The organism is Lysinibacillus sp. UGB7 (assembly GCF_049058285.1).
Taxonomy (GTDB): Bacteria; Bacillota; Bacilli; order Bacillales_A; family Planococcaceae; genus Lysinibacillus; species Lysinibacillus sphaericus_B.
On the sequence record NZ_JBMGUV010000008.1, the window covers coordinates 94583 to 113811 of the forward strand.

Consider the following 19229-nt stretch of genomic DNA (forward strand, 5'->3'; position numbering starts at 1 on the left):
ATAGTGATAAAACAATTTGAGGAGCAAGTACAACACATAAATGAATTGTTTGTAAATGGTAGAGTTAAAGACAGCTATACTTTAGCAAAAGCATTAATAGCTAATGAATTGTTTGCAGGGGATGCTTCATTCTCAACAGTTCAGCAACATGTCGCGCTTTTAGAGGCCAATGGCTATGCCAATATGCCAAACCCTACGAATGAAAAGGTGAAACAAAGTGTCGAACGTACAGATGGATCGTATCCAGAGCGTGATGTACTTGCGAGCTATTTAGGAAGTCAGGATCATGAACAATTCAGTAACGTAGTAGATGAGTTACTGGCAGGACCAATCGAGGCTCAGGCCAATGCTTACTATACAATGGCTGAATATTTTGCACTTGCGAAAGAGTATGATAAGGCGATGGTACAATACGCAGAAGCCATTAAATTACAGCCAAATACAGCACTATATTGGGGTGCATTTGCGCAATTTGTAAATCGAGTTGAAGCGAGTCCTTTTTTAGCACTTCGTCTTATTGAAGAAGCCATTTTGTTAGATGATATGAACCCTCGCTGGTACTTCATACAAGGGAATATTTTTTTACAGCTTGTCTCAACAACAAAGAATTTAAGCTATTTACCTGCTTTAGAAGAAGCATGGATGAAGGCTGAAAAACGTTGTACCGAGAAGCAAGTGGCTTTAAAAATAGAAATCGCAAAGTTAAAAGATGTCGTTACACAATGGAAGAAGCAAATGCTATAAAAAAAGAAGGCATGTCAGTAAGGTAGGATGACTCAGCCTGTTGACAAACTCGAGTTTATCAACAGGCTTTTTTTTTATACAAGCGAGAAGTAATAATCAGATGCTGAACTAGCCATCTGCTTTCCACGGACGAACCATCTAGCCTCCTCCTTTAGCACGCTTCATGCAAGAGTAGCTGGCTCATTTCCTTTCATTAACATAAGTCATTGTTCTATCAGGGATTTAAACTTTTTCTTGTTTTCCATATTTCTACATATCAAAAAGAGCAGTCATTTTGGCAATAGTTAATTGTCAATTGAGCTCAATAAAATGAATAATTATAAAAAATACAAGATATTACCGTATTTTTATGCTAGAATTATCGTATAAACGGACGTATGAAACTTATTTTATTGCATGAAAGAAGTGTTTCTTTGAGTTTGTATGTAGCGTATGTCATGGTAGGGCTGGCAATTGCTATGCCAGTAGGTGCCATTACGGTGGAAATGACGAAGCAAGGATTAAAAAACGGTTTTATGCATGGCTGGGCTGTAGGGCTTGGTGGCATGACTATCGACATTGCATTGATTTTCGCTTTGTATATGGGGCTTGCTTCAATATTAGCAATGCCGATGATTCACCTGCCAATGTGGATTATTGGGGCAGGGTTCTTATTGTTATTAGGAATTGATTCTATCAAAAATGCCGACCATGATATTACATTGGCTGGTGAAAAGGTGACGAAGTCTTTTTTTAAATCATATCGAAATGGTTTGCTCGTAGCGATATCACCAGGAAATCTAGTTTTTTGGGTTAATGTTTTTGGGGTCGTGCTAGCAAAGTCTTATGATCAGGCTGAGTCGACAAGCTTTTTAGTAATCGCTGCAGGAGTACTTAGCGGTATTTTACTGCATGATATGGGTCTGATGACCATTGTTTCTGTGACGCGTAGGGCGATGAGTCGTAAGATGATTAAAACACTTACAATGTTATCAGGCATCTTATTGATTGGATTTGCAGGTTATTTTATTTATGAATTTATTCAGGGCATAAAGGTTTATCTGTAAAAAAAAGTGCGACGGAAACGTCGAACTTTCAGATTAACGACAAAAGGTATTCGGAATGTGATCATTCCGAATACCTTTTGTCATTTTATCAGAAATAGTAGTTATAAATAGCCCCTATTAACGAGAATAGTACAAGGTTGTCCAACGCATACCATGCTTTTCTTTCGCATCCGCAATTACACGTTTAATCATTTCTTTTCGAAGTGCATAGATTTGTTTCATGTCACTAAATGATCGACTTCTTCCACATTTACGCTCAAATATGAATAATTTTCCGATGATCCTTACTCGTCGTACATTGAGTCAATAACGGACAAACTTGCGCATAGAAGTGGATTGAATTTATATTGTCTTCTGCCTTCTTTCATTGTCGTTGAATAAAAGAATAGCATGAGCTGAAGGCCCCGCAGGAGCGTAGCGACGAGGAGATTGAAGCCGTGCCCGCGAAAAGCGTCCGCCGTAGCGCAAAGCAACGGGTTCATATAGATACTTCTATATTTAAAAGAAAAGAGGCCGTAAACAAACTCAATTTTTTGAGTTTGTTTACGGCCTGAAAGTGCGACGGAATGTTTTATTTTTACGCTGAAATTTCTGTTTGCTCTTTAATGCAGGCTAAAATTTCTTCAGCCACTTGGTGAGCCAATGTGAGTTCAGACGTAAAGCCCACACATGAGCAGTTCATTTCTCCTAAAATATAGCAGTCCTCTCCAGCGCCATTTGTATCTAGCATGAAATCGGCTGTCCAAATTAGTGGCAAATCATAGTTGCCCAATATGCTTGTGACAAGAGGTAATTGGATTAAAAAGTTTTGTACAAGTTCAGCCCATTCTTCAGGTGCATCATAGCGGTATTGGGCGCCTGAGAACAGTGTCGCACTAAAGGCATCCTCGGAATCTGCTGGTTTTTTATGTACGACGTGAACTGGTTTATCACGCAACATAAATAAGCGGATTTCGCCTTCGGTAATACGAGGTAGGAAGCGCATATCGATTAACATACCATTTGTACCAGTAATGTACTGTTCACAAAAAGTCATGAATTCACCTAGCTTCCAATATTCTACGTGATTATCCTTGGCTTCTGTACATTTAATTTCTGCATCAAGTGGCACTTCTGTAACTCCTTTAGCAAGTGGATTGACTAATTTCACACGCCAAATGCCTTCACCTGTTGAACCTCGATTTTGCTTTAATACCCGTTCATTTATGGCAAGTGAAGTGGGAAACTGAGTTTTAAAAGCTTCAATCGTGTAATAGGCAAACGTATCATCCGGCACTAAGTTAGTGGCAGTCAGCTTCGATAACACATCTTTAGAACCGTAGCCAATCATTGCATCAGGGTGAGGCATACCAATAACGCCTACTGCACTCAACTCACGCAACATCTCAAAATATTCTGTTTCATGCTGTAAGTTGCCGGGATTGATGCGTGATACGTAGGCGATGCCTTGCTCTTTTACATAATTAAAAATATTATCTTTTTTTGTTACATCAAAGAAAATGACTTCAGCATCTTGACCTCGTTGTTTAAGTGCATGAACCATCGGCATGGTGTCTTTTCGATAGCCATCGGGTCCTTTGTCATTACCGCCCTGTACTTCGAAGAATATTACTTTTCTATCCATATAATTACCTCCTTAATATGATGATAATTTCAGTATAATAGACAAATAAGGAGAAAAGATATATGAAATATGTAAATTTTATGTATAAATTCTCGGTTTATTATTTCTAATATAGGAATTTATAACCATTATTTATTTGAATTATCTGAATTAACTACAAAATTACTATATACTTATATTTTGTTACAATTTTATGCGTTTTTTTGAAAAACAGTAAGATATAAAATCATACATAGAATGAGTAAAGTCCCGATTACTTGGTGGCTTCCAAAGGAAATTTGTAGCCAAAGTACGCTTGTGATGACAGCAGTTAATGGTTCGAGGCTACCAAGTAAACTTGTTTCCTTAGGCGATAAATATTGCAGACTTTCAATATAAAACCAAAATGCTAACATTGTCCCAAAAATAACGATAAAGAAAAAATAAGCTGTAGTTGAAAAAGCCCAGTTTGAAATATCGATGTGCCATGGTTGATAAAATAAAGACATAACTGAACCACCAATAAGCATTGACCAGCCTACAACAAGTAACGAATGAAAATGTTGTAAAAGCGGAACAGCATATAATGTATAAAAGGCGACCGAAAGACCAGATAATACACCCCAAAACACTGCCATTGCTGGAACTGAAAGTGTAGAGAGAGAACCATTAGTAAGCAAAAAAAATGTTCCGATGAGTGTGAGTGACACGGCTATACCATCCTGTTTTGTCAATTGGCTGTGTTTCGTGATCAAATAATAGGCCATGATAAAAAGAGGCGCTAAGTATTGCAACAATGTTGCTACTGCAGAATTCCCTAAAGCAATGGACATCATATAAGTATATTGCACAGCAAGCATGCCGAGTAAGCTAAATAAAATTTGTCTAAAAGCATTATACTTTGTACGCCAAATCACAAAAAGAGATTCTTTACGATGTGTAATTTTATAAACGATAAGTAGTAACAAGCCCGCTAAAAGAAGACGACTGGATACAAGCCAGCCAACCTCAATATTTTCTTGCTGAAAGAGCTTTTGCGCGACTGTACCCCCAATCCCCCAAAAACTTGCGCCAAGAATAACAAGGATAAAACCCATTGTACGATTTTTCGTTACGTGTTGATTCATACTGCAACATCTCCTAAACTATCAATATAAAGCAATTATAAAGGGTGCTTATCAGAAGAAATATCGAATTATATGGTTATTAATATCAATATATTGAGGTGAAATAGTGGCGTTATCACATATTAAAGTAGCAAAGGATTTACAAGAATTAACGCTGCATGGCACGAAGGCGTTTCCTGTAGCATTGTATGAAACAATACTGCGACTAGATCGCATGGATTTTTTACCGTTACATTGGCATAAGGAGATTCAATTTGTCTATGTCAAAGAAGGAAGTGTGCAGTATCGTGTAGGGGCGGATGAAATTGTGCTTAAACAGGGGGAGGGTGTCTTTGTCAATGCATCTTGCTTACATGAAGCGAAACCTTCTGACAAAGAGCAAGCGAAGATTTACTGTGTCAATGTTGATCCTAAGTTATTAGGGGGGCATGAGGGGAGTATTATGGCGACAAAATATGTTCTCCCCTATGTTACGACTAATAGGCTACCCTTTGTTAAGTTTTCTGGGGAGTTGGCACAAGCGGTTGAAAGTGCCGCCGTTTTATTGAAAGAGCGCGAACTATTTTTTGAGATGAAAGTATGGCGAGAACTGTTACTCATTTGGGAAACAATTTTGACACAATCTTTGCTAACAGAAGAACGAATGACTCCATCGGTAATTGTGCAGCATGAACGTGCTAAGGAGATGCTGGATTATTTACATAGCCATTATCAGGAGAAAATTACCCTTGAAAATTTAGCCGCCCACGTTTTTTTAAGTCGCGCTGAATGTAGTCGCTTTTTTAAGAAAATAGTGGGCATGACGCCTTTCACATACATTTTGCATTACCGCCTTCGTAAAAGTATGGAACTGTTGCGCGATAGTGAGCAATCCGTAACCACTATTGCAGTCAGCACAGGATTTAGCACGGTCAGTTATTATATCGAAAGATTTAAGGACTATACTGGCTACTCTCCTCATGTTTATCGCAAGAAATTTTTGACAAAGGATGAAACTTTTTAACTGTATAAACAAATAGTGAAAGATTAATGACAAATACAGTTAAAAGAATGGAATTTCATTTGTTGGATATTGATAAATAATTCCAATTATAATAAAATTTTATAAATAATGAGGCTATTATTAAGCTTCTGACTGGATGAAGGAATTCATGAAAAGAACATGGATAAAAGGTTCATTTAAGCAAGTATTATGTTATCCAAAGTAATGAGATGAAAAGGAGCAATGCGTAATGAGCGCTTTAAAAAAGAGGCAAAATATATGGTTAGCATTTTTATTAGTAGTATTAGCTAGTAATTACACGCTTTATAATACGGGCCTTGGAATGTCGATTTTACCGGCAGAATCAAATGGAGTGGTCATTGGCTCATTAATTGATTTTCTCATCGTCATACCCGTGTTATTTATGCTCTATAAACGTAAATTTTCTGTAAAGCAAGTGATTATTTTAGCAGCTACTGGCTGCATTGTTGCTCGCTTTATCATTCCACTTGAGCATTTACAGCCATTTGTAGCGGTAACGTGGGTAGGATTTGCGATTGAAGGGACAATCATTCTATTTGAAATACTATTAGTTGCGTCTCTCGTACGTTATATGCCAAAAATTTTAACAGATGTAAGGGGAAGTGTATTACCTGATTTGTTTTCTTTCCCTAAAGCGGTTGAAAGGCATACGTCAAAGCAACCAATTATTCAAATGCTGTGTACAGATTTTTTAGTTCTTTACTACGCTTGCGCAAGTTGGAAGAGGACAGCACGAATTGGATTAACCTTGCATAAAAACTCTAGCTATATCGCCTTTCAAATGATGCTTATCCATGCAATTGTTATTGAAACGATTGGAATTCATTGGTGGCTTCATGAGAAATCTATGATACTTTCCATACTATTACTTCTTGTGAATGTGTATTCTGTTGTATATTTTATAGCGGATGTGCAGGCGGTTCGTTTAAATCCTGTCTATGCAACTCATGATAAGCTTTATTTATCTTTAGGTTTAATGAAACGTACGGAATTTAACTTTGAAAATATTGAAGAACTTGTTGAAGATAAAGAACTTTTACAAGGAAAATTGAGCAAAGATACCATTGATTTTATTGCGCGTGATTTTGGTGAGGCCTATCCGCAATTTATTTTGAAGATGAAAGAACCAATTGATGTGACATTTATGCTAGGCATTACAAAGAAGTATACAAAAGTCGCTATTAAAGCCGATCAAGTGCAAGAATTTAGAGAAATGCTTGTACAAGGAATGGAAAGTAATAAAATAAATATGTAATCGGTTGAGTCGGTAGTTAAATCGTCATAAAACGCGATACAACTAGGTGCTGAAAACTAAGCAGGCACCTAGTTGTTTTTTGATTCTATAAAAAATAGGAAGTCTATTTTATACTAGGGAAAATGACATAAGAAAAACTTATAACAGCGTCTATAGCTAAAACGATTCCCCATACTTTCATTACCTGAACTAAGGAAGATGTATCAGTATTCGAACCAATAAATAGTGTCATGGCATACAATAAGCCAGCGCCAATAATGTAGGCTACAATATGGCGACCAAGCATGGTCATTTCATGTTTGGCTTTCGCCATTCCGCTTAATTTTTCTTTTTGAATGAGGACCTTTAAAAACCACTGCTGGAATTTAATATCCGCCCAAGCAATCATGGTCTTGCCATAAGCAATGGAAACACCTATATAAATAGCAGCGACACCGTGTGCTGTTGATGCGGGTGTACCTGCCTTTAAATCTATTACTGTAAGAAGCACAAGCAGTAAATCAATAACAGGTGTAAGTGCAAAAAAGAACAAACTAAGTTTAGGTTTTTTAAAGACATATCTACAAATTAATCCTACTATAATGACAATCCAAAAAGCGATCTCTGCCGTAATAATCCAAGCAATCATAAATTCTCTCCTTTTATCCCGCTATAACGATCAGTAAGCCGACTCGAGGTGTTCAAACAACTAGACCGTAAAAGCCCGATTGGTTCAACTAACCATCAGTGTGGAAACAGCCCCTACTGAATGAAGTATCACTGTAGTTAGTACACTTGTATAAAATAAAAATACCATAGGTCTTAAAATAATAATATAGCTTGTAAGCTACGAAATGGGGGAATCTACAGAAGATTATTTTGCAAGGGAAGCACAAGATTTTTGCTTATTTACTGTAGGGAAATATACACGAAAGTGAAGAAAGTTGTCCAAAATGAAATCGATCACTTACACCCGTTTATCAATGGGCTTTGTGCAGATGAAACTCTATTTAAAACTAAATGCCATAGCCCACCGAGTGTTAGTCTAGGTGGGCTATGGCATTTAGTATGTCTTCACTGACTGCATCCCAAAATTGCTGTTGTACGGAGTCGCAATAAGTATAGAGTTCTTTATTTTGTACATGGTCATATATCTCAGCAACTGTTTCTTTGTAAAAATGAAGTCGATGATTTAAGGATTCACGCTCATCTTCGATACAAAAATATTTATATATATCGGCAAGGCGCGCCAGCTTTGTACACTTTTGTTTTGTCGCCTCATACTGTGTTTGATGAAAGCGTCCAATCGCACTATGCATGGAGCTTTTCATCCGATGTTCCGCCTGCAATGCTCGAAATTCCTCCTGGCGAATGGACACACGGTACCAAAATTCATAGCGTATCGGTAAGTCCTTGAGTTCATAAGTGAGCAATGATTTAAGAATAAAACCAACATGCTCATATATATCGATGACCTTTTCAGATTCCTTAAAAATTCCAAACATACAGCCACCCCCATGTATTTAAATACTACAGAAGAACAACAAAATCCTTTCAATTGCAGATGAAAATCTTCTCTAAATAGCGAAATCAGTATCGGTAAGTCCATAGTATCGAGTTTAAACTTTATTCAACATCGCCTTTAAATATAAGAATCGCTGATAGGAAGGCAGAAATCGCTGATAGGAAGGCAAGAATCGCTGATAAACCGAGAAATGCGCGAACAGGCTTCACCCACAGTGGGGATTTCCTAATATTTATTTAACTTGATTATAAAGGAGTGTTAATAATTATCTAAAAATTCACTATATTTCGCGAAGAAATGAAGTGTTTTTGTAGAAAAAAAGAAAGAGCATTTACAAAGTGAAAATAAATGTGTTAACTTAATTTGTGTAGTTAGTTAACTCAAAAGAGGGGGAGGTTAACGTTGCAACATTTTTGGGTTGTTGGAACAGATACTGAAGTTGGTAAAACGTGTGTTACCACATTATTAATGCGCCAATTACAGCAGCAGGGTTTTCGTGTTACACCATACAAACCTGTACAAACGGGTGAAGTGTACAGGGATGGCGAATCCTATTACCACGATACAGAAATGTATGAAAAGTATTCTTTGCAAATGCTTGATTTAGATAATTTGAATGGTTATTCGTTTAAAGAGGCGGCATCACCTCATTTTGCGGCTCAACTGGAGGGGCAGCAAATAAATACCCAGCATTTATTAAAGCAATTGCAGATGTTACAGCAATCATACGATGTCGTTATTTGTGAAGGTGCCGGAGGGCTTTTTGTCCCTTTAGACATTATTGGAGAAATGACACTCCTTGATGTCATTGTTCAGAGCAAACTACCTGTTGTAGTCGTTACACGTACAACACTCGGAACGATCAATCATACGCTTTTGACATTAGAGTCATTACAGTCCCGAGATATAGAAGTACTTGGCATCGTATTCAATGGTGACACCGGTAGCCCGATCGAGCAAAGCAATATAGAAACGATATTACAATATCATGCATTACCATATGCGACCATTCCGCAGTTCCAAAATATTTCGGAGATTGTTGAATATGCCATTACAGACACAACATTGTTCGAAAGGCTGTACAGACATGAAATATGCATTAACTGAATTACAGGCAAGAGATATGCAACATGTATGGCACCCATGTTCGCAAATGAAAGACTATGAGCAGTTTCCGCCAATTGTTATTAAAAAAGGTCAGGGTGTTTGGCTTTATGATGAACATGATCATCGCTATTTGGATGCTGTGTCTTCTTGGTGGGTTAATTTATTTGGGCATGCCAACCCCCGTATTAGTCAGGCTTTAAGTGAGCAAGCGTTTACATTAGAGCATGCAATCTTTGCGAATTTTTCACATGAGCCGGCTATTAAATTAGCGGAGAAGTTAGTAGCTTTAACGCCAGAAGGTTTAAATAAAGTATTTTTTGCAGATAACGGTTCGTCAGCAATAGAAATCGCATTAAAAATGAGTTTTCAATATCATATGCAAACGGGGAAAACATCGAAAAAACGTTTTCTAGCATTAACGGATGCGTATCATGGTGAAACACTAGGTGCTTTATCGGTAGGTGGAGTAGATCTTTATAACGAGGTGTATCAGCCACTTTTACTGGATACAGTACGTGCGCAGGGGCCTGATTGCTATCGTTGTCCTTTTAAAACTCACCCGGATACATGCCAAGCCCAGTGTATTGACTTTGTAGAACAACAACTCGTAATACACCATGCAGAAATTACAGCTGTTATTATTGAACCACTTATCCAAGCGGCGGCAGGCATGAAAATGTATCCACCTATTTATTTAAAGCAATTACGCGTGTTGTGTACAAAGTATAATGTTCATTTAATTGCCGATGAAATTGCTGTTGGTTTTGGTCGTACTGGAACGATGTTCGCCTGTGAACAAGCGGCAATTACCCCAGATTTTATGTGTTTATCGAAAGGACTTACTGGTGGTTATTTGCCACTTTCTGTTGTTCTGACGTCGGACGAGGTATACAACGCTTTTTACGATGATTACGGGACAATGAAAGCATTTTTACATTCACACAGTTATACCGGCAATACATTGGCTTGTCGCGTTGCATTAGAGGTATTAACAATGTTTGAAGAGGAACATTATATCGACATTGTGCAACAAAAAGGTAAACGCATGTATAAGCTTGCAATGGAGGCATTTAATCAGCTGCCATATGTGGGTGAATATCGGCAGGTAGGGCTCGTCGGGGCAATCGAACTTGTCGCGAATCCTGTGACGAAGGAGCCGTTGCCAAGTGCAGAACGCATCGGCTATCAAATATATAAAAGCGCTTTAGCAAAAGGGTTACTTATTCGTCCACTTGGAAATATATTGTACTTCATGCCACCGTATGTCATAACGGATGACGAAATGCGTTTCATGATAGATACAGCGAAAGAAACAATCGTGCAATTTTTTGCGGAACGGGAGGGATGAGGTGTGCTACAACGTCATTCAACACTGTCATTTGTCATGATTGCGATGTTTGCTGCTTTAACAGCCATTGGTGCATTTATTAAAGTACCGCTACCAGTTGTGCCATTTACATTACAAATTGTCTTTGTCTTTTTGGCTGGATGTTTGCTGGGAAGTCGTAATGGCTTTCAAAGTCAAATAGTCTATATTGGAATTGGTTTAGTTGGTTTACCCGTTTTTACACAAGGAGGAGGCATCACCTATGTGTTGCAACCAACTTTTGGTTACCTAATTGGTTTTGCACTTGCTGCCCTTGTCATTGGTTTAATGATTGACAGAATAGAGAGTCCGACGACAAAGCATTTTATCGGCGCAAATATCGTAGGGCTCATCGTTATTTATGCGGTGGCAGTACCGTATTTATATGTATCATTGAACTTCTGGCTACATATGAAAACGAGCTGGTCTCATATTTTTCTAGTTGGTTTTCTGAATAGCATTGTTGCAGACTTGTGCATAGCCATTGCGTCGGCACTTTTAGCGGAACGGCTTTATAAAGTATTTCAATCAGCAAGGTCCATCAATTATGCCTCGGCTTAATGGTCTTTGTTTCTTTGTTATCAGTACAGAAGCATCTAGCAATGACTCGATTCAGGCGAGGTGTAAACGCAACAGAATTGAAGGCATTTAGCAACGCTCTTGTTACGAATAAGAAATAGAAGGCTACTTTCGCCGAATAAAGCTCACAATAGAACAAGTAGAAAAGGAGAATGTATAGTGGATTGGTTACAACTAGCAGATGAAGTCATTGCGGGAAAAATTATTAGCAATGAAGAGGCATTGGCCCTTTTAAATAGTGACGATGATGACCTATTAAAGCTAATGGATGGGGCCTTTGCTATTCGTAAACATTTTTATGGTAAAAAAGTGAAATTAAATATGATTATGAATGCCAAGAGTGGGTATTGCCCAGAGGATTGTGGGTATTGCTCGCAGTCGTCCAAATCAACTGCGCCAATTGATAAATATCCGTTCATTACAAAAGAAGAAATTTTAGCAGGTGCGAAACGAGCATTTGAAAATAAAATAGGTACATATTGCATCGTCGCGAGTGGTCGAGGTCCAACGCGTAAGGATGTCAATGTCGTCAGTGAAGCGGTCGAAGAAATTAAAGAAAAATACGGCTTAAAAGTTTGTGCCTGTCTTGGCTTATTGAAAGAAGAACAGGCGCAACAGTTAAAAGAAGCGGGGGTAGATCGGTACAATCATAACTTAAATACTTCTGAGCGCCACCACTCATACATCACAACCTCCCATACGTATGAGGATCGTGTGAATACGGTGGAAATTGCTAAGAAACATGGGATTTCCCCATGCTCGGGTGCCATTATTGGCATGAAAGAAACGAAAGATGATGTGGTGGATATTGCACGTGCACTGCACCAATTAGATGCAGATTCGATACCAGTCAATTTTTTAAATGCCATTGATGGCACGAAGCTAGAGGGCACAAAAGAATTGAACCCTCGTTATTGTTTAAAAGTATTAGCATTATTCCGCTATATAAATCCAACAAAGGAAATTCGCATTTCTGGTGGTCGTGAGGTTAATCTTGGGTCACTTCAGCCACTAGGTATGTATGCTGCCAATAGCATTTTTGTTGGAGATTACCTAACTACTGAAGGACAAGAAGCGAATCGTGATTATCGTATGCTCGAAGATTTAGGTTTTGAAATTGAGTTAACACAAAAGCAGGAAGAAGTATTGTGCTGAGCAAAATGACCAACCTTAATGAAAAATTATTACTGCTACAACTAATTTAATTATCATCAACATGGAAAGGCCGTATGTGCGTCGTGGAAAAGGGGTGCATATGGTCTTTTATGATGGCAGACGGATAAAAACGAGTAAATGACGGATAGAATCTCCAAAGTGACGGATAGAAAAGAGGCATAGTCCTGGCGATGAAACATAAACACGTTATGCCTAAAAAAAGCTGATTTTCACAATTTGTTCAATGAAAGCGTTTTGAATTTGAACAGTTTGTGAAGGGCTTCACATACCTATTTCTTTTTGAGGAAATCGGCGTAGAATAGGAATTAAGCAAGATAAGACAGTTTGATTGAAGCATCATATTTTTAGATGATTTATATGAAAAAACAATTTTGAAGGGAGATTTTACAATGTGGGTTATTACAGTCTTTGAGAAAAAGGAAGTTCGTATTTTTGAATATACAGATAAAGTTGAAGCAACGAAAGCATTAGCTAAATTTAAGAAAAACGCCGTTTTAACGTATACAAAATAACTCATCATTGGATGTTTCGATTGGGAATGTCCTATGACAATAAGGTAAACAGAATATGCTAAACAACTATATTCTGCTAGATTTCCGAGGTAAGCAGCAAACCCCTTCAGAGCTTGAGCATCTGTAGAAGTTTCCTGTTCACGCCCCCGTCGGAAAACTGGCAGATTTTTTTAAATCGAAAACTATCGTGCTGCGATAGTATTGCCACAATATCCCCTTGTTTTTCTTCTTCCTTCTAGTTCATCAGTATCGAAAAGGCACTGTACACTAGTAAGATGGCCATAACGATATTAAATTGTCGTCTATATTGCAATAGCAGTTTTTGAAATGCGGAACCAAATAGACCCCAGCTATATGTACTCATCATACCGACCATTCCTAAAAATAATGAAAAAAGAAAGTAGCTTAAGTAAGAAGAATAATAGGGAAGGATGAAGGTTGCTACTACAGTAATACCAAATAAAATGCCCTTCGGATTAACAAACTGTAGCAGCATAGCCATTAGCAGTAAATTGTTAGTAATTTCAGTGTTTTCGTTGCCGCTGTCTTTGCTAGCAAGGATTTTATAAGCTAGGTATAGCATATAACCTACCCCAAAAATTGTTAAAGGACGTTCAATAATAGGCATAACATTTGTTAAGGCAATATTAAAAAGACTACATAGTAGTGTAATGACGAAAAATCCTATGCCTACACCTAGACAAAATGGCAAGGTTTTCTTTAATCCATGTTTATTTGCATACGCCATTGCCATGATATTGTTGGGACCTGGAGTAAAACTCGTGATAAAAACAAATAATAAAAATGAAAATAAAGGCATATTTGACCCTCCTTTTACTTTGTATGCTATAATGTCCGAAAAGAACGGTATAGCGTCGGTCTTTTTATTATACATAAAGACCGTTATATTGTACAAATTATAGGAGTGAGTTTATGGAAGAAATTCATCTTATTCTTGCAAGAAATTTAAAAGCGATTAGAGAGCAAGAGAAATTAAGTTTGGAAAAAGTTTCTCAATTAAGTGGAGTAAGTAAAACGATGATAGGACAAATTGAACGAGGAGAGTCAAGCCCAACTCTTACAACGATATGGAAAATAGCGAATGGACTAAAGATCTCTTTTACGGCCCTAATAAATAATCCACAGCCTGATACGAAAGTTATTCTAAGGGATGATGTTCAAGTATTATCTGAAGACAATGGAAGATATAAAGTTTATCCTTATTTTCCTTTCCAAGAAGATAGTCGCTTTGAAATTTACACTATCGAAATTGAAAAGAACGGAAAATTAAGTGCAGATGCCCATAGAGAAGGTACTGAGGAATTCATCACAGTTTTTGATGGTGAGGTAACTATTCGTGTCAATGAAAGCGCTTATAAATTAAAAAGTGGGGACTCCATTAGATTTAAAGCCGATCGACCCCACACATATTGTAATCCTGGGGAAACATTGACCCGATTAAGCATGACCATTTATTATCCAAGCTAACTGTCATGTACTGTTATTAACGGTGATTTAGGATGAAAAGAATTCATTTAAGCAAGCATTTTTTTCTATTAAAAATTAATATCATGGAAAAAAACCGTATAAGCGTTGTCAGCGCTCATACGGTTGATTACTTGTTTATAAAATACTACCTAATCGTTTAATACCTTCGCGGATGACTTCCGGTGTTGCATTCGTATAATTAAGACGCATTGTATTAACATTTGTTTTAGAAGTGTAGAATGGGTCGCCAGGAACGAAGGCAACCTTTTGTTCCATCGCTTTTTGGAATACGTCTAAAGATGAAGCACCATTATTCATTGTAGCCCAGATGAACATCCCGCCATCTGGTCGTGTGTAATCAACGTGTGCAGGGAAGAACTCCTGAATGGCCTCTAGCATAGCATCTGATTGGTTTTTATATAATGAAATAATTTTTTTTACGTGTTCAGTATAGTCATTATTTGCTAAATAATCATAAATGACATATTGTGAGAAAATATTTGTGTGTAGGTCAGTTGCTTGCTTTGCTGTTTCAATATGTTGCATCAACTCTTTATTCTTCGTAATGATGAAGCCTAGGCGCATACCCGGTGTGACCGTTTTAGAGAAAGAACCTAATAAAATACTATTATCTAATTTACCAGCACCAATGTAAGGAAGTGGTTCGCCTTGGAATCGTAATTCTCCATACGGATCATCCTCGATTAAAGCTACGTCATATTTTGATACAATCTCGCAAATTTGCTCACGTTTTTCTTTTGAATATGTCAGTCCCGTTGGATTTTGGAAGTTGGGTACAGTATAGACGAATTTTACGTTTGGTTGTTGTAAGGCAGTCTCTAATTCTTCTAAGTTAAGACCATCATTTTCAAGAGTTACACCATAGAAAGTGGGCTCACTTAATGTGAATGCTTGAATAGCGCCTAAGTAGCCAGGTTCCTCGATGACAATGCCATCACCTTTGTTAATGAGTACTTTCCCAATGAGTTCAAGTGCTTGCTGTGAACCAGTTGTAATGAATACATCATCTGCGTTGATATCTAAGTCGTGCAGACGTTGGTATTTGGCAGCGATATATTCGCGAAGTGGTGCATAGCCTTGAGTAGATGAATATTGGAACAGTTTACTACCATTTTCGCTAATTGCATGGTCAACAGATGCCCTTAAAGCATCGATTGGGAATGAGATTGGGTTTGGAAGTCCGCCCGCAAAGGAAATGACATCCACTGCATCGGTTACTTTCAAAATGTTTCGGATGAATGATGATGGTGTTTTTAAAATTCTTTCTGAATATTGCATAATTTATCGTTCCTTTTTTCTGATTTTTTAAAAATTATATCATTGTAATCATTTGCATACAATATTATGATTGTATGCAAGACAATTATAATATTGTATGCAAATGCACGAAGAGAAAGAAGGAGCTTGAATATGCCAGTTAATTCATTTGAGGAATATCCAATGAGCTGGAAGCCAGATATAAGCAATATTTCAGCGCCGTTATATATAGCAATAGCCGAGCAGCTTGAACAAGATATTAAAGATGGGCAATTATCACCAGGGACGAAACTACCGCCACAACGAGAGTTAGCCGATTTTTTAGATGTGAACTTAAGCACGATTACTCGAGCGTTTAAACTTTGTGGGCAGAAGGGGCTTATATATGCTTCTATTGGGAGTGGAACGTTCGTTTCATCAGATGCAGCAACGAATAAAATTTTATTACCGACAAGTAATTCATCGCACATTATTGAGATGGGCTCCGTGTTGCCAGAAAATCATGCGAATGAGGAAATTACGCGTTACATGAAAAAAATGCTGAATGATCCTAATTTCAGCAAGTTATTCCAGTACGGACGACCAGAGGGTAATGCCTGGCAAACCGAGGCAGCAACGAAACTACTAGAAAAGGTCGGCTATCAAATCGATCAACCTGTATTACTTGCAGCGGGAGGTCAAAATGCCATCGTTGGTACATTAGCTGCATTATTTCAGCCAGGGGACCGAATCGGCACAGATCCAATTACATATGCGGGTATAAAAACAGCGGCCAATATGCTCGGCATCCAACTTGTAGCGATTCAACAAAGAAATGGAGAAATGACCAGAGAAGGACTATTGTATGCTTGCAAAAATGAGCATATAAAGGGTCTTTATGTCATTCCAGATTTTCATAATCCAACAACTCATACGATGACTATGGCAACAAGAAAAATGATCGCGGAAGTAGCGAAGCAAACAGGTTTAATCGTCATTGAGGATGCCATCTATAGTTTTTTAAAAGAACAACCACTTGCACCGATTGCTACTTATGCACCTGATAAGGTAATTTATATTGCCAGTGTATCAAAGACCATTTCTCCTGGGCTAAGGCTATCCTTTATTGTCACACCTACAGCCCTTAGGAAGAAAATTATGGAGACGCTTTATAATATCAATATTTCCGTATCTCCTGTTATGGTGGAACTTACAGCACGGCTGATTCAAGATGGCGTTGCACAAACGATATTAGAGAAACATCGTTTGTATGCACAGCAACAAAATGCGCTTGTTAATCAGTATTTACATGGTTACACAGTTTTAGGGGATGGGGAATGTATATTTAGATGGCTTTTGCTACCCAAAAAATTTACTGGTGTACAGTTTGAGTTGCTCGCATCGAAGGCAGGGGTACAAGTTTATGCGGCGGAACGCTTTGCTGTAGGAAATGCAAAACCGGTAAATGCAGTTCGCTTAGCGATAACAGCGCCAGAAAATAGCGCGCAGCTAGAACAAGCCTTAACAATATTAAAGGATTTACTCGACAGTGATGGAGACTATGCGTTTGTTGATTGAAACGCGCCTAGCTAAGTTCGTGAAATATGTATTACACCAAAATGGACATGACCATTATAAAACGAAGTATGGTATACGCTCTTATACCTTTTGGTCAACACAGTGAACGTTCGGTAATTCTACTTAATATTTATTGTTTTCTGCTTTGTGTGTTAATTTTAATTTATTAATAGTTTTTGTGAGGAGGGGTAAGAGTGATGAAAGATAAAACGGTTATAACAAGTCGTTCAAATTTTGTTACGGATATTTTGAAAAGTCATGGAGTGCAGACGCCGCAAGCAACGGCACTTGTTTTTGAAGGTCATGAAACTAGCTATGAGACATTGTATACAAATGTCCAAAAAATCGCAGGGTACTTACAGCAAAAAGGTTTTGAAAAAGGTGATGTCATCGGTTTAATGTTATTAAATTCAGATCTTTTTATGACAGTATATTATGGCGTGCAATTGGCTGGCTTTACGGTTCTACCGATCAATACAAAACTAGCACCTGCTGAGTTAGCGTATATTTTTAATCATTCAGAAATTAAAGGTTTGTTCTATGATGAAAGATTAAATGAAACAGGTAAGCAAATCGATTATGATTTTGCATTGAAATTGAATCGTCAACAACTTCGAGAAATTATTGATGGACCAAATACATTTACTCCTATAGAACTTAATCCACAAGATACTGCTGTCATCTTATATACATCAGGAACGACAGGCAATCCTAAGGGAGTAATGTTATCACATGCCAATATTGTAAACGCAGCAGAAATTTGGCATGATGCCCTTCAATATCGACCTACAGATCGCGTATATATCTCTATTCCTTTATTCCATTGTGCGGGTTTACATGTCATTGGTGTTGGGACAATGTGTGGTGGGGCAGCGCTTGTTATTGACGAAACTTTCTCGCCAGATCGAACATTACAGAGCATCACTAAAGAACGAGTGACAATCTTCACAGGTGTACCAACAATGTATGCCATCCTGTTAGGAAAAAAGGATATGGCAAATTATCAGTTTGAGCATGTGAGAAAATTTGCGTATGGCTCGGCACCGATGCCACAGGAAATTATTAAACAATTAAAAGAATCATTTCCTAACGTTGAAATTCAAAACCTATATGGACAGACAGAAAGTACCCCGGGAGGCACTTCATTAACGGATGATGCAGCATTAGAACGAGTAGGATCTGTTGGTAGAGCATTGGCAAGGACGCAGATAAAAATAGTAGATAATGATGGACAAGAATTACCTTCAGAACAGGTAGGGGAAATTTGTATTAAAGGGCCACAAATTATGAAAGGTTATTTGAAGAACGAAGAAGAAACAAAAAAAGTAATTATAGATGGCTGGCTATATACGGGAGATTTAGGACGTTTAGATGACGATGGGTATTTGTATATTGTCGATCGAAAAAAAGATATGATTATTCGTGGTGGTGAAAACATTTATCCAATCGAGGTGGAAAATGTACTGTATCAAATACCACAAGTGCTAGATGCAGCAGTTATTGGTATACCGCATGAAGTATATGGGGAGGTCCCGAAAGCGATTATTGCACTTGTAGATGACGGGGCAATCACAGAACAAGATGTTATCGATTTTGCGAAAACTAAATTGGCTAAATATAAGATACCTCATATGGTAGAATTCGTAAAAGACTTACCTCGAAACCCATCTGGTAAAGTATTAAAGCACGTATTACGAGAACAACAAATATAATTTTGTTAATATACTTGTTTTTTTATAAAATTCCATCTAAGTATTTGTGGCTAACATTACGTTGGACGCAAATACTTTTTCTTTTTGTCAATGAAAGAGTGAAGCTGATAATTGACAAGCATGTAGTGAGATTTGTTGTCGTTTTACAAAA

18 protein-coding genes and 1 pseudogene are annotated in these 19229 nt (G+C 37.6%); 12 read left to right on the forward strand and 7 right to left on the reverse strand.

All coding sequences use genetic code 11. From position 1 onward, the window contains the following. The first annotated feature begins 3 nt into the window (after positions 1 to 3). Positions 4 to 744, forward strand: coding sequence for a hypothetical protein (locus ACOMCU_RS09500; RefSeq protein ID WP_421050028.1), 741 nt, complete (start codon positions 4 to 6; stop codon positions 742 to 744). 413 nt (positions 745 to 1157) lie between these two features. Further along, positions 1158 to 1790 carry a LysE family transporter gene (locus ACOMCU_RS09505; RefSeq protein ID WP_421050029.1) on the forward strand — a complete coding sequence of 211 codons (633 nt, stop codon included), beginning with the start codon at positions 1158 to 1160 and terminating at the stop codon, positions 1788 to 1790. A 132-nt stretch (positions 1791 to 1922) separates the two neighbouring features. Here ACOMCU_RS09505 and ACOMCU_RS09510 read toward each other — a convergent pair. The 3 genes and pseudogenes from ACOMCU_RS09510 to ACOMCU_RS09520 form a co-directional block, all read right to left on the reverse strand. Further along, positions 1923 to 2170, reverse strand: a pseudogene (locus ACOMCU_RS09510) (transposase); the annotation flags it as partial. A 197-nt stretch (positions 2171 to 2367) separates the two neighbouring features. Then, on the reverse strand, positions 2368 to 3414 hold the full coding sequence (locus tag ACOMCU_RS09515) for a Cj0069 family protein (protein ID WP_010859710.1): 1047 nt from the start codon (positions 3412 to 3414) through the stop codon (positions 2368 to 2370). Between the two features lie 191 nt (positions 3415 to 3605). After that, positions 3606 to 4520, reverse strand: a complete 915-nt coding sequence (locus ACOMCU_RS09520; RefSeq protein ID WP_421050030.1) for an EamA family transporter — start codon at positions 4518 to 4520, stop codon at positions 3606 to 3608. A gap of 106 nt (positions 4521 to 4626) precedes the next feature. Between ACOMCU_RS09520 and ACOMCU_RS09525 the strand changes: the two genes are divergently transcribed. Beyond that, the gene (locus ACOMCU_RS09525) at positions 4627 to 5523 is read left to right on the forward strand and encodes an AraC family transcriptional regulator (RefSeq protein ID WP_010859708.1); all 897 of its coding nucleotides are present in this window, start codon (positions 4627 to 4629) and stop codon (positions 5521 to 5523) included. Positions 5524 to 5752: 229 nt separating this feature from the next. After that, on the forward strand, positions 5753 to 6799 hold the full coding sequence (locus tag ACOMCU_RS09530; protein ID WP_421050031.1) for a beta-carotene 15,15'-monooxygenase: 1047 nt from the start codon (positions 5753 to 5755) through the stop codon (positions 6797 to 6799). A gap of 103 nt (positions 6800 to 6902) precedes the next feature. Here the strand turns inward: ACOMCU_RS09530 and ACOMCU_RS09535 are convergent, their stop codons facing one another. Together ACOMCU_RS09535 and ACOMCU_RS09540 are read right to left on the reverse strand one after the other, a co-directional pair. Beyond that, complete coding sequence (locus ACOMCU_RS09535; RefSeq protein ID WP_421050032.1) at positions 6903 to 7427, reverse strand: hypothetical protein; 525 nt, start codon at positions 7425 to 7427, stop codon at positions 6903 to 6905. Between the two features lie 391 nt (positions 7428 to 7818). Then, entirely contained in the window at positions 7819 to 8283 is a 465-nt protein-coding gene (locus ACOMCU_RS09540; protein WP_421050033.1) for a hypothetical protein, read from the reverse strand. 422 nt (positions 8284 to 8705) lie between these two features. Here ACOMCU_RS09540 and bioD point away from each other — a divergent pair, with 422 nt between their 5' ends. The 5 genes from bioD to ACOMCU_RS09565 all read left to right on the forward strand — a co-directional run bounded on the left by bioD (position 8706) and on the right by ACOMCU_RS09565 (position 13043). Then, on the forward strand, positions 8706 to 9410 hold the full coding sequence (bioD, locus tag ACOMCU_RS09545; protein WP_010859704.1) for a dethiobiotin synthase: 705 nt from the start codon (positions 8706 to 8708) through the stop codon (positions 9408 to 9410). Then, positions 9391 to 10758, forward strand: coding sequence for an adenosylmethionine--8-amino-7-oxononanoate transaminase (gene bioA / locus ACOMCU_RS09550; RefSeq protein WP_010859703.1), 1368 nt, complete (start codon positions 9391 to 9393; stop codon positions 10756 to 10758). Before bioD ends, bioA begins: the two co-directional genes overlap by 20 nt. Positions 10759 to 10761: 3 nt before the next feature. Then, on the forward strand, positions 10762 to 11337 hold the full coding sequence (locus tag ACOMCU_RS09555; protein WP_421050034.1) for a biotin transporter BioY: 576 nt from the start codon (positions 10762 to 10764) through the stop codon (positions 11335 to 11337). 177 nt (positions 11338 to 11514) lie between these two features. Beyond that, entirely contained in the window at positions 11515 to 12510 is a 996-nt protein-coding gene (gene bioB / locus ACOMCU_RS09560) for a biotin synthase BioB (protein WP_421050035.1), read from the forward strand. Positions 12511 to 12920: 410 nt separating this feature from the next. Next, a complete protein-coding gene (locus ACOMCU_RS09565; RefSeq protein WP_268891036.1) occupies positions 12921 to 13043 on the forward strand; it encodes a hypothetical protein in 123 nt (40 codons plus the stop codon). A 235-nt stretch (positions 13044 to 13278) separates the two neighbouring features. Here the strand turns inward: ACOMCU_RS09565 and ACOMCU_RS09570 are convergent, their stop codons facing one another. After that, positions 13279 to 13863 carry a LysE family transporter gene (locus ACOMCU_RS09570; RefSeq protein ID WP_421050036.1) on the reverse strand — a complete coding sequence of 195 codons (585 nt, stop codon included), beginning with the start codon at positions 13861 to 13863 and terminating at the stop codon, positions 13279 to 13281. Between the two features lie 113 nt (positions 13864 to 13976). Between ACOMCU_RS09570 and ACOMCU_RS09575 the strand changes: the two genes are divergently transcribed. Beyond that, positions 13977 to 14531 (forward strand): helix-turn-helix domain-containing protein, encoded by a 555-nt coding sequence (locus tag ACOMCU_RS09575; protein WP_010859698.1) that lies wholly within the window; start codon positions 13977 to 13979, stop codon positions 14529 to 14531. Between the two features lie 135 nt (positions 14532 to 14666). Here ACOMCU_RS09575 and ACOMCU_RS09580 read toward each other — a convergent pair whose 3' ends face one another. Continuing rightward, on the reverse strand, positions 14667 to 15830 hold the full coding sequence (locus ACOMCU_RS09580; protein ID WP_010859697.1) for a PLP-dependent aminotransferase family protein: 1164 nt from the start codon (positions 15828 to 15830) through the stop codon (positions 14667 to 14669). Between the two features lie 132 nt (positions 15831 to 15962). On the opposite strand from ACOMCU_RS09580, the gene ACOMCU_RS09585 reads away from it, so the two are divergent. Then, positions 15963 to 17366 carry a PLP-dependent aminotransferase family protein gene (locus ACOMCU_RS09585; protein ID WP_421050037.1) on the forward strand — a complete coding sequence of 468 codons (1404 nt, stop codon included), beginning with the start codon at positions 15963 to 15965 and terminating at the stop codon, positions 17364 to 17366. A gap of 197 nt (positions 17367 to 17563) precedes the next feature. Beyond that, positions 17564 to 19078, forward strand: a complete 1515-nt coding sequence (locus ACOMCU_RS09590; protein WP_421050084.1) for a class I adenylate-forming enzyme family protein — start codon at positions 17564 to 17566, stop codon at positions 19076 to 19078. Positions 19079 to 19229: the final 151 nt, after the last annotated feature.

Excerpts from the sequence above, each read along its gene's own strand:
- ACOMCU_RS09515 (WP_010859710.1), bottom strand. The coding sequence starts at position 3,414 with ATGGATAGAAAAGTAATATTCTTCGAAGTACAGGGCGGTAATGACAAA.
- ACOMCU_RS09520 (WP_421050030.1), bottom strand. The coding sequence starts at position 4,520 with ATGAATCAACACGTAACGAAAAATCGTACAATGGGTTTTATCCTTGTT.
- ACOMCU_RS09530 (WP_421050031.1), top strand. The coding sequence starts at position 5,753 with ATGAGCGCTTTAAAAAAGAGGCAAAATATATGGTTAGCATTTTTATTA.
- ACOMCU_RS09535 (WP_421050032.1), bottom strand. The coding sequence starts at position 7,427 with ATGATTGCTTGGATTATTACGGCAGAGATCGCTTTTTGGATTGTCATT.
- ACOMCU_RS09540 (WP_421050033.1), bottom strand. The coding sequence starts at position 8,283 with ATGTTTGGAATTTTTAAGGAATCTGAAAAGGTCATCGATATATATGAG.
- bioA (WP_010859703.1), top strand. The coding sequence starts at position 9,391 with ATGAAATATGCATTAACTGAATTACAGGCAAGAGATATGCAACATGTA.
- ACOMCU_RS09565 (WP_268891036.1), top strand. The coding sequence starts at position 12,921 with ATGTGGGTTATTACAGTCTTTGAGAAAAAGGAAGTTCGTATTTTTGAA.
- ACOMCU_RS09570 (WP_421050036.1), bottom strand. The coding sequence starts at position 13,863 with ATGCCTTTATTTTCATTTTTATTATTTGTTTTTATCACGAGTTTTACT.
- ACOMCU_RS09575 (WP_010859698.1), top strand. The coding sequence starts at position 13,977 with ATGGAAGAAATTCATCTTATTCTTGCAAGAAATTTAAAAGCGATTAGA.
- ACOMCU_RS09580 (WP_010859697.1), bottom strand. The coding sequence starts at position 15,830 with ATGCAATATTCAGAAAGAATTTTAAAAACACCATCATCATTCATCCGA.
- ACOMCU_RS09585 (WP_421050037.1), top strand. The coding sequence starts at position 15,963 with ATGCCAGTTAATTCATTTGAGGAATATCCAATGAGCTGGAAGCCAGAT.
- ACOMCU_RS09590 (WP_421050084.1), top strand. The coding sequence starts at position 17,564 with ATGAAAGATAAAACGGTTATAACAAGTCGTTCAAATTTTGTTACGGAT.